At 72.6% G+C, this 15,439-nt stretch carries 13 protein-coding genes; 10 read left to right on the plus strand and 3 right to left on the minus strand.

The genetic code is table 11. The features are described 5' to 3' along the window. Positions 1 to 196: 196 nt before the first annotated feature. From alr to tsaD, 7 genes are all read left to right on the plus strand, one after another. Positions 197 to 1,318, plus strand: a complete 1,122-nt coding sequence (gene alr, locus ABWI07_RS42815; RefSeq protein WP_353822053.1) for an alanine racemase — start codon at positions 197 to 199, stop codon at positions 1,316 to 1,318. A gap of 11 nt (positions 1,319 to 1,329) precedes the next feature. Further along, positions 1,330 to 2,409 (plus strand): alpha/beta fold hydrolase, encoded by a 1,080-nt coding sequence (locus ABWI07_RS42820; protein WP_149258960.1) that lies wholly within the window; start codon positions 1,330 to 1,332, stop codon positions 2,407 to 2,409. After that, positions 2,406 to 2,876, plus strand: a complete 471-nt coding sequence (gene tsaE / locus ABWI07_RS42825) for a tRNA (adenosine(37)-N6)-threonylcarbamoyltransferase complex ATPase subunit type 1 TsaE (RefSeq protein ID WP_502912905.1) — start codon at positions 2,406 to 2,408, stop codon at positions 2,874 to 2,876. The genes ABWI07_RS42820 and tsaE overlap by 4 nt, the downstream gene beginning before the upstream one ends. 127 nt (positions 2,877 to 3,003) lie before the next feature. Then, complete coding sequence (locus ABWI07_RS42830; protein ID WP_353822054.1) at positions 3,004 to 4,029, plus strand: hypothetical protein; 1,026 nt, start codon at positions 3,004 to 3,006, stop codon at positions 4,027 to 4,029. Positions 4,030 to 4,169: 140 nt separating this feature from the next. Continuing rightward, a complete protein-coding gene (tsaB, locus tag ABWI07_RS42835) occupies positions 4,170 to 4,850 on the plus strand; it encodes a tRNA (adenosine(37)-N6)-threonylcarbamoyltransferase complex dimerization subunit type 1 TsaB (protein ID WP_149258962.1) in 681 nt (226 codons plus the stop codon). Then, complete coding sequence (rimI, locus tag ABWI07_RS42840) at positions 4,847 to 5,338, plus strand: ribosomal protein S18-alanine N-acetyltransferase (RefSeq protein ID WP_353822055.1); 492 nt, start codon at positions 4,847 to 4,849, stop codon at positions 5,336 to 5,338. The genes tsaB and rimI overlap by 4 nt, the downstream gene beginning before the upstream one ends. Before the next feature lie 160 nt (positions 5,339 to 5,498). Next, the gene (gene tsaD, locus ABWI07_RS42845) at positions 5,499 to 6,536 is read left to right on the plus strand and encodes a tRNA (adenosine(37)-N6)-threonylcarbamoyltransferase complex transferase subunit TsaD (RefSeq protein WP_200841828.1); all 1,038 of its coding nucleotides are present in this window, start codon (positions 5,499 to 5,501) and stop codon (positions 6,534 to 6,536) included. A 309-nt stretch (positions 6,537 to 6,845) separates the two neighbouring features. Here the strand turns inward: tsaD and ABWI07_RS42850 are convergent, their stop codons facing one another. The 3 genes from ABWI07_RS42850 to ABWI07_RS42860 form a co-directional block, all read right to left on the minus strand. Then, a complete protein-coding gene (locus ABWI07_RS42850; protein ID WP_502912906.1) occupies positions 6,846 to 7,784 on the minus strand; it encodes an aminoglycoside phosphotransferase family protein in 939 nt (312 codons plus the stop codon). A gap of 186 nt (positions 7,785 to 7,970) precedes the next feature. Continuing rightward, positions 7,971 to 9,620, minus strand: coding sequence for a coiled-coil domain-containing protein (locus ABWI07_RS42855; RefSeq protein ID WP_149258964.1), 1,650 nt, complete (start codon positions 9,618 to 9,620; stop codon positions 7,971 to 7,973). 722 nt (positions 9,621 to 10,342) lie between these two features. Next, the gene (locus ABWI07_RS42860; protein WP_353822057.1) at positions 10,343 to 11,599 is read right to left on the minus strand and encodes a class I SAM-dependent methyltransferase; all 1,257 of its coding nucleotides are present in this window, start codon (positions 11,597 to 11,599) and stop codon (positions 10,343 to 10,345) included. Positions 11,600 to 11,866: 267 nt separating this feature from the next. Between ABWI07_RS42860 and groES the strand changes: the two genes are divergently transcribed. The 3 genes from groES to ABWI07_RS42875 all read left to right on the plus strand — a co-directional run bounded on the left by groES (position 11,867) and on the right by ABWI07_RS42875 (position 14,867). Then, positions 11,867 to 12,175, plus strand: a complete 309-nt coding sequence (gene groES / locus ABWI07_RS42865; protein ID WP_089324409.1) for a co-chaperone GroES — start codon at positions 11,867 to 11,869, stop codon at positions 12,173 to 12,175. An 85-nt stretch (positions 12,176 to 12,260) separates the two neighbouring features. Further along, complete coding sequence (gene groL / locus ABWI07_RS42870) at positions 12,261 to 13,889, plus strand: chaperonin GroEL (RefSeq protein ID WP_149258966.1); 1,629 nt, start codon at positions 12,261 to 12,263, stop codon at positions 13,887 to 13,889. A gap of 285 nt (positions 13,890 to 14,174) precedes the next feature. Then, positions 14,175 to 14,867 carry a sigma-70 family RNA polymerase sigma factor gene (locus ABWI07_RS42875; RefSeq protein ID WP_502912907.1) on the plus strand — a complete coding sequence of 231 codons (693 nt, stop codon included), beginning with the start codon at positions 14,175 to 14,177 and terminating at the stop codon, positions 14,865 to 14,867. Positions 14,868 to 15,439 lie beyond the last annotated feature (572 nt).

Here is a 15,439-nt window from a genome sequence, read left to right on the forward strand (position 1 = left end):
GTCGGGCGGCCTCCAGGCGCCTAGAGCGCCTTCCGGCCGCCCGACCCGCGACGGGGTCTGGGGCTGAACCCTGGGGTGGGCATTTGCGTCTTATTGGGCGAGGGAGCGCCGGGGGAGCGCTTGTGAGGGGCCGTTCTGGCCGTGACCTGGGCGATAAGGCCCAGGCATGGGCGCGGGGACGGCAGACTGGGTGACCATGAGGGTTCCTGCGGAGGCACGGGTCGATCTCGGCGCCATCGGCCACAACATCGGGGTGCTGCGCGAGCGCGCGCGGGGCGCCGAGGTGATGGCCATGGTGAAGGCCGAAGCGTACGGGCACGGGCTGGTGGAGGCCGCCCGCGCCGCGGTCGCCGGCGGTGCGTCCTGGTTGGGCGTCGCGAAGCTGGCCGAGGCGCTGCGCCTGCGGGACGCGGGCCTCACCGTCCGCACGCTGGTCTGCGTGGGCGTCCCCGGCGAACCGTACGAGGAGGCCGTCGCGCGGGACGTCGACCTGACCGTGGGGGCGGTCTGGCTGCTGGACGAGGTCGTCCAGGCGGCGGAGCGGGCCGGGCGCGAGGCGCGGATCCATCTCAAGGCCGACACGGGCATGTCGCGCGGGGGTGCGCGGGGCGACGACTGGGAGGCGCTGGTCGACGCGGCGCTCAAGGCGGAGGCCACGGGCCACGTGCGGGTCGCGGGGGTCATGTCGCACTTCGCCTGCGCGGACGAGCCCGGCCATCCCTCGATCGCGGCGCAGATCGGCGCGTTCACCGAGATGGTGGCGCACGCGGAGAAGGCCGGGGCGCGCTTCGAGGTGCGGCACCTGTCGAACTCGGCGGCGGCGCTGACCCTGCCGGAGGCGCGGTTCGACCTCGTCCGGCCAGGCATCGCGACGTACGGGCTGACGCCGGTGCCGGCGCTCGGCGGGTTCGGGCTGCGCCCCGCGATGACGCTCGTGGCGGACGCGGCGCTGGTCAAGCGGGTTCCGGCGGGCAGCGGGGTGTCGTACGGTCACACGTACCACACCGAGCGGGAGACCACGCTGGCCGTGGTGCCCGTGGGCTACGGAGACGGGATCCCGCGGCACGGGTCCAACGTGCTGGAGGTCCTCGCGGCCGGGCGACGCAGGACGATCGCCGGACGGGTCTGCATGGACCAGTTCGTCATCGACGTCGGCGACGACCGGCTCGCGGCCGGAGACGAGATCATCTTGTTCGGCCCGGGCGACCGGGGCGAGCCGACCGCGCAGGAGTGGGCGGAGGCGCTGGGGACGATCTCGTATGAGATCGTCACCCGCATCGGGGCCCGGGTACCGAGGGCGTACCCGGGGGCGCTGTAGGGGGCGCGGGAATGGACAGCAGGAGAAAGCGCAGGCTCGGCGTCGCGGGCGTCGTCGCGGGCGTCGGCGCGGCGGGCGTGGGCGCGGCGGTCGGGCTGCGGCACCTCGCCGTCGGCCGGGTGCGGCTGCGGCCGGACCCGGACGCCGCCGAGCCCTTCGGGCAGCTGCGCGGGCGGGAGATGACCGTCGCCGCCGACGACGGCGTCCCGCTGCACGTGGAGGTGGACGGCCCCGACGACGCCGACCTCACCCTCGTGTTCTGCCACGGCTACACCCTCAACCAGGACTCGTGGCACTACCAGCGCCGCGACCTGCAGGGGTCGCTGCGGCTGGTGTTCTGGGACCAGCGCAGTCACGGCCGTTCCGGACGCGGGCGCCCCGGGGACGCGACGATCGAGCAGACCGGCGACGACCTGCGCGCGGTCCTGGACGCGGCCGCCGGCCCGGACCGCCGGGTCGTCCTCGTGGGGCACTCCATGGGCGGCATGTCGATCATGGCGCTGGCGGAGAAGCATCCGGAGCTGTTCGGGTCGCGGGTCGTGGGCGTGGCGCTGGTGAACACCTCCTGCGGCGACCTGGCGGAGATGACGCTGGGGCTGCCGATGGTGCTGGCCAAGGCCGTCCGGCCGCTGGCCCCGGGGACGCTGCGGGGCCTCGGCCGCCGCGCCGAGCTGGTCGACAAGGCCCGCGGGCTGGGCGCCGACCTGGCGTTCGTCGTCACGCGGAAGATGGCGTTCGCCGACAAGTACGTCAGCCCGTCCGTCGTGGCCTTCCTGGAGGAGATGATCAGGCGGACCCCGATCGACGTGATCGCGGAGTTCTACCCGGCGCTGATGGCGCACGACAAGATCGGCTGCACGGACGTGATCGGCCGGGTCCCGGTGCTGGTGGTGGCGGGCGGCCGGGACCGGCTGACCCCCGCCGAGCACGCCCGCCGCATCGCCGACGCGCTGCCGGACGCGGAGCTGGTAGAGGTGGAGGAGGCCGGGCACGTGCTGCCGCTGGAGTACCCGGGCGTGGTGACGGGGGGCCTGCGCCGGCTGGTCGAGCGGGTCCGTCCCGTGTACGAGGAAGAGGAGCGCACCGCGTGAACGCCGTCACCCTCACCGTCCCCACCGCCGAGGACATGCGCGAGTTCGGGCTGCGCCTGGCCGGGGTGCTCCGGGCGGGCGACCTGCTCGTGATGACGGGCCACCTCGGCGCGGGCAAGACGACGCTCACGCAGGGCATCGGCGAGGGGCTGAAGGTGCGCGGCCCGATCACCTCGCCGACGTTCGTCATAGCGCGGGTGCACCCGTCGCTGGCGGGCGGTCCGTCGCTGGTGCACGTGGACGCCTACCGGCTGGGCGGTTTCGCCGAGCTGGACGATCTCGATCTCGACGCGTCGATCGCGGAATCGGTGACGATCGTGGAATGGGGAGAAGGCCTCGCCGAGGGCCTCGCCGAGGACCGGCTGGAAGTGATCATTTCTCGCGGCGACGGGTCCGGCGAGGAGCGCGAAGTAAGGATCGTCGGGGTCGGTGAGCGCTGGTCCGACCTGGATCTCGGCCCTGGATGATGCTGGACTGGCAACTTCTACGGATTTTGCCGGCCCGACTGGTCCTTTTTTAGGCTTGATGTCGTACTCTTTGCCGCAACAAGCCTCACCTTCACGACATATCGATTTCCAACGGGAGTGGGAACCGGTGAGTGGTAGCCATCGCAGCGGGAATCCCCGCGACAGCTACCGCGATTCGGGCGGTGGCCAGGGAGCAGGCGGCGGCTACCGGCCGGACGGCGGTGGATACGGTGCGGGCGGAGACGCGTACGAGCGGTACTCCTCGGGCCGTCCGGGCAGCGGCCCGTACCAGCGGGAGACCGGCCCCTACGAGACCGGCAGCGGCGGCTACCGCGCGGACAGCGGCGGCTACCACACCGAGAGCGGTGGATACCGGACCGAGAGCGGCGGGTACCGGACGGGCAGCGGCTCCCACCGCGGCGGGAGCGGCGGCTACCGCACCGGCAGCCACAGGGTGGCGCGCGAACGCCGTGCCGGACGGCGCTGGGCCGTCGTCCTCGGCGGCGCCGTCGCCGGCATCGCCGTCTGCGGGCTCGCGGTCTTCGCCGTCCTGAGCGGCGTCGGCGCGAGCGGCGAGCGGAGCACCGGCCAGGTCGTCGGCAGCGGCGCCACCGACAACTCCCCGATGTCCAAGGGGGAGCGCACCGCGGTCCCCGACTCCTGCACGATCATCGGCGACGACCTGATCAACCGGCTGGCGCCCGACTCCGAGCGCACCGAGGCCGACAACTACCAGGGCGACGACCAGCAGAACCAGTGCGTGTGGGGCGCCTACGCGGGCGAGAAGAGGCGGCAGCTCACCATCGAGCTGCGCGCGATCGCCGGCGCGGCCGGGACGTCGCCCACCGACGCGGCCCGCAAGACTTTCGTGACCGAGCGGACCGCCGATGAGTCCGGCAAGGCGCTGCTGGCCGGGCAGAAGCTCACCGACAAGATCCGGCTCACCGGCGTCGGCGACGAGGGGTACATCGTCTACAGCGTGGACGACAACCAGGGTTCCGGCGAGGCCATCGGCAACGTCCGGGTCGCCAACGTCCTCGTCACCGTCCACTACTCGGGCTCGGACAAGAGCGGCCCGCTGTCCTCCGACGCCGCCACCGGCGGCGCCACCGAGGTCACCAAGGCCGTGGTGACCGCCCTGAGTCAGCGCTGAGGGCCACCTGAAGCCGCGTTCAGCCATGCCCCGGCCTCGGGCTGGGCCCTGAGTCCGCGCTTAGCCGATCACGGGGCCGCCTGAGCCGGGCCGGCCAGAGCCGAGCGACTCCCGGCCGGCGGCCGGTAGGCTTACAACCCGTGCTGGTCTTGGCTTTCGATACCGCGACCGCCGCGATCACCGTGGCGCTGTACGAGTGGACCCCGGGCGAGGGCGCGGTGCAGCGCGGCCTCGCGGAGGCCGTCGACCGGCGGCGCCACACCGAGCTGCTCACCCCGTCCATCGCGGAGGTGATGGCGGAGGCGGGGGCGGCGCCCGGCGACCTGAGCGCGATCGCCGTCGGCGTGGGCCCGGGGCCGTACACGGGGCTGCGCGTCGGGCTGGTCACCGCGCGGGCGATGGGCGAGGCCCTCAGCGTCCCCGTGCACGGCGTCTGCACGCTCGACATCATCGCCTGGGCCACCCGGCGGGACGGGCCGTTCGCGGTCGCCACCGATGCCCGCCGCAAGGAGGTCTACTGGGCGCGGTACGACTCGGCGCGCTTCCGCGCCACCGATCCCGCCGTGGGCCCGGCGGTGGACGTCCTGGAGGGCGCGCCCGAGGGGATGCCCGTCGTGGGCGAGGGCGCGGCCCTGTACCCGGAGATCCTCGGGGGCTCGGAGCACGAGCCGCTGCTGCCCACCGCGACCGCCCTCGCCGAGTTGGTCGTCGCAAGGCTGTCGGGCCTGAAGGGGCCGGAGCTGCTGCAGCCGGAGCCCCTCTACCTGCGCCGGCCGGACGCCAAGGAGCCGGGGCCCCGCAAGAAGGTGACGCCGGCGTGAGCGATGTCGTCCTGCGGTCCATGACCGGTGCCGACCTTCCGGCGGTCCACCGGCTGGACCGGGTGCTGTTCCCGGAGGACACCTGGAGCGAGGAGATGCTCGCCGCCGAGCTCGCCGACCAGCCTCGCACCCGGCACTACATCGTCGCGGAGGCGCCCGACGGTGAGATCGTCGGCTACGCGGGCCTCGCCGCGGCGGGCGGGCAGGCCGACGTGCAGACCATCGGGGTGCGCCCGGACCGGCGCAAGGGCGGCATCGGCGCGGCGCTGCTCACCGCGCTGCTGGAGGAGGCCGTCCGGCGGGGGAGCGAGTCGGTGTTCCTGGAGGTCCGCGCCGACAACGACGCCGCCCACCGCCTCTACGAGCGGTTCGGCTTCGAGCGGGTCGGCATCCGCAAGCGCTACTACCAGCCCTCGGACGTGGACGCGATCGTCATGTGCCGCAAACTCCGCGACCGTCCGCCCATGGGCTTCAACAGGGCCGGATGACCAGGAGCGGCGGAAGGCGCCCCGGCGACGGCCGGACAAGCAGGACGCTCGCGGAGACAGCGCCCAACGGGGAGACAGCGCCCAACGGGGAGACAGCGCCCAACGGGGAGACAGGGCCCACCGGGGAGACAGGGCTTAACGGGGAGACAGGGAGACTCACGTGATTCGGGACGAGCCACTGGTGCTCGGGATCGAGACCTCCTGCGACGAGACCGGGGTCGGGATCGTGCGCGGGCACACGCTGCTGGCGGACGCGATAGCCTCCAGCGTCGACCAGCACGCCCGGTTCGGCGGCGTCGTGCCGGAGGTCGCGTCGCGGGCGCACCTGGAGGCGATGGGGCCGACCGTCGAGCGCGCGCTGGCGGACGCCGGCGTGGCGTTCACCGACGTGGACGCCTTCGCGGTCACCGCGGGCCCGGGGCTGCCGGGCGCGCTGATGGTCGGCGTCGCCGCCGCCAAGGCGTACGCGCTGTCGCTCGGCAAGCCGCTGTACGGCGTCAACCACCTGGCCGCGCACGTGTGCGTCGACCAGCTCGAACACGGCCCGCTGCCGAAGCCGTGCGTGGCGATGCTGGTGTCGGGCGGCCACTCCTCCCTGCTGCTGGTGCCGGACGTGGCGGGCGACGTCCGCTCCCTGGGCAGCACGGTGGACGACGCGGCTGGTGAGGCGTTCGACAAGGTCGCCCGCGTCCTCGACCTCGGGTTCCCCGGCGGCCCGGTCATCGACCGCATGGCCCGCGAGGGCGACCCGGCCGCGATCGCGTTCCCGCGCGGCAAGTACAACGACGGCACCTACGACTTCTCGTTCTCCGGCCTGAAGACGGCCGTCGCGCGCTGGGTGGAGGCCAAGGAGCGCGCGGGCGAGCCCGTCCCCGTCGCCGACGTCGCGGCGTCCTTCCAGGAGGCCGTCGTGGACGTCCTGACGCGGAAGGCGCTGAAGGTCTGCAAGGACAACGGCGTCCCCGACCTGCTGATAGGCGGGGGCGTCGCGGCCAACTCGCGGCTGCGCGCCCTCGCCGCGGAGCGCTGCGCGGCCGCCGGGGTCCGCCTGCGCGTCCCGCGCCCGAAGCTGTGCACCGACAACGGCGCCATGGTCGCCGCCCTGGGCTCCGAGCTGGTCGCCTCCGGCATCGCCCCGTCCGACCTGGAACTCCCCGCCGACTCCAGCCTCCCGATCGAGGCCGTCACCCTCCCCTGAACAAGCCGCCCCCCAGGCGCTGAGCGAGGCGGCCCCACAGCACGGTGCCAGCCCCACCGTGGTGCCGGTCCCAGCGTCGCGCCGGCCTCGGCGCACCGCCGACTGCGGCCCGGGGCCGGCCGCAGCCTCGTGTTGGCCTCAATCCGTGTCTGTCTCAGCAGATGCTGGTCCAGCGTCGGCCTTGGGCCGAGGTACTGGCCTTCGCAGCGCCACCTTTGGCGCGGTGCTGGTCCCGACCTGGGCCGGCCTGGGCGGAGTGGCTGCCTTGATCGTGTCTGCCTCAGTGCCGCGGCGGACATGCTGCCGGGTTCAGCACTGGGCTAGGAGGCTGTCGAGGTAGTCCTCGCAGATGGGGATCTGGGGTTCGTCGATCATGCGGGTGTCGTCCTCGGGGAGCAGGTCGAGGATGCTGCGCACGTCCCAGTACGGGTCGTGTGCGTGGCCGCCGGAGACCTGGTCGAAGGAGCGCAGGAAGCGGTCGGCGACGGACGGGGCGTAGCGCAGTGCCAGGCCGCGGCGCATGCAGGCGATGTCGACGGCGACGGGGCCGGACGAGGCGTCCGACCAGTCGACGATGCCGGTGAGCCTGCCGTAGGACCACAGCGTGTTGTCGGCGTGGTAGTCGCGGTGGATGAACCGGGCGGGCGCCTCCGGGGCGGGCCGGGCGGCGACCTCGAAGGCGCGTTCCCACAGCTCGGGGCGGATCGCGTGCTTGGGCGGGAGCCGCACGTCGAGCCGGTTGTGCGGGACGTACGGCGGCATGGTGGACGCGCCGTTCAGCTCGTGCACCTCCAGCAGCGCGGCGGCCAGCTGGATCAGGTACTCGGGCAGGTCGTCGCGGGAGGGCCGCGGCGGGTGGCCCCTGAGCCGGGTGATCAGCAGGGCGGGGACGTCGCAGTAGGCGCCCGACGGGTCGGCGGCGACCAGGGACGGGGTGGGGATCCTGCTGGCGGCGAGCAGCGCGAGCGCCGCGATCTCGCGTTCGGGGGAGAACTCGGCGTCGCCGTAGCCGCGGCGGGCGGGGGCCGCTTCGCGGGAGGTCCAGCGGCGCAGGACGAGGTGGTGGGCCTCGCCGGAGCGGCTCTCGACGAGGAGGGCGTGGTTGGCGTGGGCGGTGCCGGCGAGGGGCCGCACCATGCGGACCTCGGCGCCCTTGCCGAGGCAGTCCTCCACCCAGCGCAGGGTGGTGTGCCCGGGCGGGACGCCGGTCGGCAGGCAGGGAGCCGGTGTGTGGGTCACCTGATCCATGAAAACGGATTCCGATGGGTATTGGGAGTGATTTTGCGAAGACGGAAAGTAACAAAACGCACGTCATCGGGGTGACATGAGGGAAGCATCTCCGGTCATCCCGGCGGTTCACCGGACGAACACGGCGAATACCGGGAGGTACGGGGATGCCGGGTGGGGCCCGCGCCGGCCCCACCCGGACACTCGTCAGTCCTTGGCCTCGCGGCGGGGACGCAGCAGCGCCTCGGCGAGCGCGAGCATCGTCTCCTCCAGGGTGGACAGCCGTTTCAGCACGTCCTCGTGCACCGCGTTGACCTGCTTGGACACATCGTCGTGGACGCCGTCCACCTTCCGGCCGACCTCGTCCTCCACATGGGAGAAGCGCTTGGCGAACTCGGCCTGCGCCGCGTCGGCGCGCCGGGCGGCATCGTCCTGCATGCTCTCCACCCGCCGCGCGAACTCCGCCTGGACGCCGCCGACCTGCCGCGCGACGTCCTCCTGCATGTGGCCGACCTGCTTGGCGACGTCCTCGTGGATGGTGCCGACCTGCCGCGTGACGTCGTCGTGGATGTCGCCGATCCGCTTGCCGAAGTCGTGGTGGACGCCGCTGACCTGCCGCGACATCTCGTTGTGCACCGACTCGACCTGCTTGGCCACGTCGACGTGCACGGACTCGACGCGGCGGGAGACGAGGTCGACCTGCGCGGTGAACTCCTCCAGCGCGCCGTCGACCCGCTTGGCGACCTCGTCGTGGATGCCCTCGATGCGCTTGCGGACGTCGTCGTGCACGTCCTCGAACCGGCGGGAGAACTCGTCCATGCGCTTGGCCACGTCGCTGTAGGCGGTCTCGGCGATCTGCGCCATGGTGGCCTTGACCTCGTCGCGGTCCGGCCGGGCGCGCAGCTCCTCGACCAGCGGGTCGACGGCCTCCGCGAGGTGCTTCTCCAGCGCGTCGAACCGGTCGCCGTACTCGGCGTCCGGGCGCTGCGCGAGGTCGGTCAGCGCCCGGTGCACCTCGGCGATCCCCAGCGCGGCGGGGAGCCGGCTGATCCGCTCGCCGACCCCGTCGATGCGGCCGTCGACCCCCTCGAACCGGCCGTCGAGGCCCTCCAGCTTGCCCGACAGCCCTTCGAGGCGGCCATCGACGCCGTCCAGCCGGCCGTCGATGCCGTCGAGGCGGCCGCCGACGCCCTCGACCCGACCGCTGACCGCCTCGAGGCCCTGCTCCGTGCGGTCGGCCATCTCGCCGAGCGCCTGGTCGACCCTCGCCGTGACCCCGTTGATCGAGTGTTCGAGCCGCTCGGACCGGTGGCCGAGCTCCGCGAGCGACTTGTCGAGCCGGTTGAAGCGGACGGACGCGGCCTCCATGCTGCCCTGGAGCTTGTCCAGCCGCTTGGTCATGTCGTCCATGCGCCGCGACGCTTGCTGCGTGGCGTCGGTGATCTGCTGCGCCGAGTCGAGGACGGCCTGGATGCGGGTGAGGCCCTCGTCGACGTTCTCGGCCACCACGCCGACGTCGGCCCACAGCGCGGGCAGCTCGGCCACGGGTTTGACCCGCTCGCCGAACGCCTCGATGTGCTCGGCCAGGCCCTCGGCCCATTCAGGGGGCTTGCCGGACAGTTCGTCGACCTGCCCGCGGACGCTCTCGATCTGCCCGGTCAGCCCGTTGAGCTCCCGCTCGCGGACCTCGCGGAGCAGCCACTCCATGCCTTCCAGACGCTGGCGAATCTCGTCCAGGACCTGACCCTGTGAGCGCTGTTCATAGACGTGGTCCTGCGCCGCACGGGCGAGCAACTCCCGCATCCGGTCCGAAACCGGTTGACCCCCCGTCTGCAGGAAGTTGTGATTCGTTTCCACCCGATGCTCCTTCGTGTGCCGGCGCGACGAAATGACGCACGGCAAATGAATCTCTGGAGTGGCCACTGTAGTGCGTGTAGAGCGCGCCTAAAACGGGTAGTAGAGAAAGTTGCGAGTTCTGCGGGATGCGCCTGTTATCCGGCTAGGGCGACTAGTTGGAAATAGCTGATTTCATGGCGGGTTTCCCGTTTTGCGGCTCTCGCTATTTTCGTGGGGATAAGTGGGGTGGACGGCGGCGGGCGCGGCGGGACGGGTCCGGCGTTCTGGGTGGCGTTCTGTCCGTACATCTCGTCCAACATCGTCAGTTCGCGAACCCGCGGTCGGCTACACCCTGCCCGACGCGCGTGCGGCGAGCGTGACACGGCGGGGCCGGATCCGCGCTTTTTCGGGACGGCTTCGAGGGCGCCGATGGCCCTGCCGCTGAACCTGCCTTGGTGTTTCCGGGCCGCTCGGGCTCCGCGCACCGATTTCCACGGCCGCCCCATGCCCTTGCCGGGTGGCCGCAATCCCTGGTGCGCGCAATGCCGGAAAGCGCCGATGATTTGCACCGCCGTGGCGCGTCGCCCTGCCCCGCTTGGTGTTGCGCCGCCGGGTGGAAGATCTTTGGGAAGGGTTGCCGGACGGCGCCCGTCCCCGGCGGGTCAGGCCGCGTTCCCGAGGGGCAGACCGCGTTCCCGAGGGTCAGGCCGCGTTCCCGAGGGGCAGACCGCGTGTCCGGCGGGTCAGGCTCCGGCGACGGGGTGCGTCAGCAGTGCGACGGGGTCGCGTCCCACACGGGTCACCACGAGGGTCAGCTCTTCGGCGCCCCGTCCCGCGCGGCGCCCGCCGAACCCGAGGTCGCGGCGGAGCCGGTCCACGTCGACGGCGGAACCGCGCTTCTTGACGGTCAGCACGCCGACCTCGCGGCGGCGCAGCTCGGCGCGCAGCCGCTTCACGGAGAAGGGCAGCACGTCCTCTATCTCGTAGGCGGAGGCGAACGGCGTCGGGCGCAGCTCGTCTGACGTGACGTACGCGATGCGGGGGTCCGCCAGGCCGCCGCCGACCAGATCCGCGACCTCGCCGACCAGGTGGGCCCGGATCACGGCGCCGTCAGGCTCGTACAGGTACCGGCCCCATGCACGCACGTCGGGCTCGCCCGCGCCGCTGGAAGTCAGCGTCCAGACCCGGGGCTCTGTCTCGGGCAGGGGCTCGGTCTCTGGGAAACGGATGTCGGACGAGAGGAGAGTGGCCCGCCGGCCCGCGTCGCCTGCCAGCCCGCCCAGCCATAGGGCGGCCTCCTTCACGTCGCCGCCGACCGAGATCCACTCGGCCTCGGCATCGTCCGGTACGGCCTCATGGGGGATGCCGGGTGCGACCTTCAGGCAGGCGGCGGGCACCTGCCGGGCCATCTCCAGGACGACGTCGAACGGCGGTTCGTACGAGCGGGGATCGAAGACCCGGCCGCGCGCCGTGCGCCGTCCAGGGTCGGCGAAGACCGCGTCGAACCCGGCCGGGTCCTCCTTGGTCGCGTCCCCGGCCCGCACGGAGGCGAGACCTTCCAGTCCGAGAGCGGCCACGTTGGCGCGGGCCACCTCGGCCGTCAGCGGGTCCAGCTCCACGCCTTCCCCGATGAGGCCCGCGCGCGCTCGGGCGATGAGGTCGGCCCCTATCCCGCACCCCAGTTCCAGCACGCGCGCCCCGGGCAGCCGGTCCGCGAACCGTGCGGCACGGTAGGCCGCCACGCTCGCGCGGGTGGACTGCTCAAGCCCCGCCTGCGTGAAGTACATGCGGTCGGCGTCGGCCCCGAACTTGGCGCGGGCCCGCGCCCGCAACCGCACCTGGGTCAGCGCGGCGGCCACGAGCGAGGGGTCGTCGTGCCGTTCGCGCAGCCGCGACGCCGTGGCGAGCAGACCGTCCTCGCTCACGTCCGCCTCGGCCGCCTCCCTGAGGAGCGCCTGGCCGGAGGGGGTGCGCAGGGCCCGGAACGACGCGATGTCCATAGGGTGGAAGTTAGCGGCAGGAAGCGGAACCCCGGGCCCGGTGAACGTCCGGAGACGGCCGGTCGGCGGGTTCGTGTCCGTGTTGACGGGGTAACGGGCACGGAATAGTCTCACGACTGGCACTCTCAAGGGTAGAGTGCCAACCACAGCGACGAAGGTCGGTCTGGCACCCGCGACGGCAGGCCGGTCCAGGGTCGCCTCTTCTGTCACATGTGCTGGTCGGTCATCCATGGCCGGCCGAGGACCAATCGAAGGGGAGGTCAGATCGTGACGACCGCCACCAAGGTTGTTCTCAAGCCGCTTGAGGACCGCATCGTCGTCCAGCCGCTTGAGGCCGAGACCACCACCGCGTCGGGCCTGGTGATTCCGGACACCGCCAAGGAGAAGCCCCAGGAGGGCACCGTCCTTGCCGTTGGCCCGGGTCGCGTCGACGACAAGGGCGAGCGCGTCCCGGTCGACGTCAAGGTCGGCGAGGTCGTGCTCTACAGCAAGTACGGCGGCACCGAGGTCAAGTACAACGGCGAGGAGTACCTCGTCCTCTCGGCCCGCGACGTGCTCGCGGTCATCGAGAAGTAATCACCGAGACGTGATGCACCCGCCCCGGTCGGCGCCGCCTTCGGGCGGCCCGCCGGGGCGGATCGCGTGAAAGAGGAGTATCCGCATGGCGAAGATCCTGGAGTTCGAGGAGGACGCTCGCCGGGCTCTTGAGCGCGGCGTCAACGCTCTCGCGGACGCCGTCAAGGTGACGATCGGCCCGCGCGGCCGCAACGTCGTCATCGACAAGAAGTTCGGCGCGCCGACGATCACCAACGACGGCGTCACCATCGCCCGCGAGGTGGAGCTGGAGGACCCCTACGAGAACCTCGGGGCCCAGCTCGCCAAGGAAGTGGCGACCAAGACCAACGACATCGCGGGTGACGGCACCACCACGGCGACCGTCCTCGCGCAGGCGCTGGTCCGGGAGGGCACCCGCAACGTGGCGGCCGGCGCGTCGCCGCTCGCCCTCAAGCGCGGCATCGACGCGGCCGCCCAGTACGTGTCCGACCAGCTGCTGAAGTCGGCCCGCGAGGTCGAGGAGAAGGGCGAGATCGCGCACGTCGCGACCATCTCGGCCCAGGACCCGCAGATCGGCGAGCTGATCGCCGAGGCATTCGAGAAGGTCGGCAAGGACGGCGTCATCACCGTCGAGGAGGCCCACACCATGGGCCTCGAGCTGGAGTTCACCGAGGGCCTCCAGTTCGACAAGGGCTACCTGTCGCCGCACATGGTCACCGACCACGAGCGCATGGAGGCCGTCCTGGAGGACGCCTACGTGCTCATCGTGGACGGCAAGATCTCCAACGTGCAGGAGTTCCTGCCGCTGGCGGAGAAGGTCGCGCAGACCAAGAAGCCGCTGCTCGTGGTGGCCGAGGACGTCGAGGGCGAGGCCCTTGCGCTGCTCGTCGCCAACAAGATCCGCGGCACGTTCCTGTCCGTCGCGGTCAAGGCGCCCGGCTTCGGCGACCGCCGCAAGGCGATGCTCGGCGACATGGCCACCCTGACCGGCGGCCAGGTCGTCAGCGAGGCCATCGGCCTCAAGCTCGACTCGATCGGGCTGGAGGACCTCGGTCGCGCCCGCCGGATCACCGTCACCAAGGACGCCACCACCATCGTCGACGGCGAGGGCTCGGCGGACGAGGTGACCGCCCGGATCAACCAGATCAAGGTCGAGATCGAGAACAGCGACTCCGACTGGGACCGCGAGAAGCTGCAGGAGCGCCTGGCCAAGCTGGCCGGCGGGGTCTGCGTGCTGCGCGTCGGCGCCGCCACCGAGGTGGAGCTGAAGGAGAAGAAGCACCGCCTCGAGGACGCCATCTCGGCGACCCGCGCGGCGATCGAGGAGGGCATCGTCTCCGGCGGCGGCAGCGCCCTGGTGCACGTCGCCAAGGAGGGCTTCGGCGCCCTCGGCCTGTCCGGCGACGAGGCCACCGGCGCCGAGGCGGTCCGCCGCGCGCTGCCCGAGCCGCTGCGCTGGATCTCCGAGAACGCCGGCCAGGAGGGCTACGTCGTCGTCTCCAAGGTGCAGGAGCTGCAGGCCGGGCACGGCTACAACGCCGCCACCGGCGAGTACGGCGACCTGATCGCCCAGGGCGTCATCGACCCGGTGAAGGTCACCCGCTCGGCGGTCACCAACGCCGCCTCCATCGCGGGCATGCTGCTCACCACCGAGGTGCTCGTGGTCGACAAGCCGGAGGAGGCCGAGGAGGCCGCCGGCGGCGGTCACGGCCACGGTCACGGCCACGGCCACTGAGAACGGCCGACCGGCGGGCTCGTCCCGTCCGGGAAGCGTAGGCGAGACCCCCGCCCCTCCAGGCGGGGGTCTCGCTGCGTCTCCGGCAGGAGGGCCGTCCTCGGGCCAGGGCCGGGTCCGACGGACGGGTTGCGTTCTCATCGGAGAAAGCGCGTTCTCGCCGGAAAAGCGCGCGACGCGCGGCAGCGGAGTGACCACGACGCGTAATAACTCCAGGTTCGCTCCCGCACTGTGACCATTCCGTTGTAGAGGACAGTGGAGACACGCCCGGGGGTGCTGGGCATCATGCTTGACGTGACCGAGGGATGCTTCGCCGGGACCATGACCGCGCGCGCTGCCGAACCCTCGAGCGGGCCGGCCCCTCCGCCTCCCGGCGGTCTCGGCCGCGGGACGCGGGCGCTGCGCGCCGCCGACGCCGGCGACGGCGACCTCAAGGAGCTGACCCATCTCGCCGTGCAGGGCGACCCGGGCGCCATCGAGGTCCTCATCGCCGAGGTGCGTCCCATGATCGTCCGGTACTGCCGGGCCCGGCTCGGCCGGGTCTCCGGGCAGTACCACATCGCCGACGACGTGGCCCAGGAGGTCTGCATCGCCGTCCTGTCGGCCCTGCCCCGCTACCGGGACATGGGCCGGCCGTTCGCCTCCTTCGTCTTCGGCATCGCCGCGCACAAGATCGCGGACGCGCTGCGCAGCGCGGTCCGCGCCGCCGTGCCCACCGAGGACCTGCCGGACGGTCCGGACGACCGTCCCGGGCCCGAGGAGACGGTGGTCCGCTACATCGAGGCGCAGCGCGCCCGCGACCTGCTCACCCGGCTGCCCGAGCACCAGCGAGAGCTCGTGCTGCTGCGGGTCGTCGCGGGGCTGTCGGCGGAGGAGACCGGTAATGTGCTGGGCATGTCGGCGGGGGCGGTACGGGTCGCGCAGCACCGGGCTCTGGCCCGGCTCCGGGCGATGGCCAGAGAGGAGTCGATCGCTTGACGGAGCGCGGCCCCCACACCGGCCTGCGGGGCGCCCCGGATCCGGACGAGCCTTCGAGCCCCGGCGACGCCCCGGCCCCGGCCCCGGCGTCCCGCCCGGTCGCCGCCCCGCCCGTGGACCTGTCCGCGGTGCGCCGTACCGACGCGATCATCGAGTCGCTGGCGGCGCGGGACGCTGCCGGTACCGCGGCCCCCGCTGAGGGCCCCACTGAAGGCCCCGCTGAGGGCTCTGCCGAGGGCCCCGACGAGGCTCTCCGCGCCGGTCCGCCGGACGACGAGCGCGACCCGGCGGACGAGGGGCGGGCCGACGACCGCGACCCCGCGGTGCGGCTACTGCGCGCACTGATAGTCGACGTCGACGACCCGACCTGCGAAGCCCCTGACCAGAGCTGCGACGCCCCCGGCCCGCCCGCCCCCTCGGGGCCCGGCCCGCGCCGCCGCGGGCCGCGCACCATCGTGGCCCTGGGCGTGGCCGGCGCCGACCTCGCCAGCAGCCCCGCAGGTGCGTGCAGTTGTTGTTGTAGGGGAAGTCGGCGGACTCCTCGATCCAGCCGAATTCGATGATCGCCTGCC

The organism is Actinomadura sp. NPDC000600 (assembly GCF_040492135.1).
Lineage (GTDB): Bacteria > Actinomycetota > Actinomycetes > Streptosporangiales > Streptosporangiaceae > Spirillospora.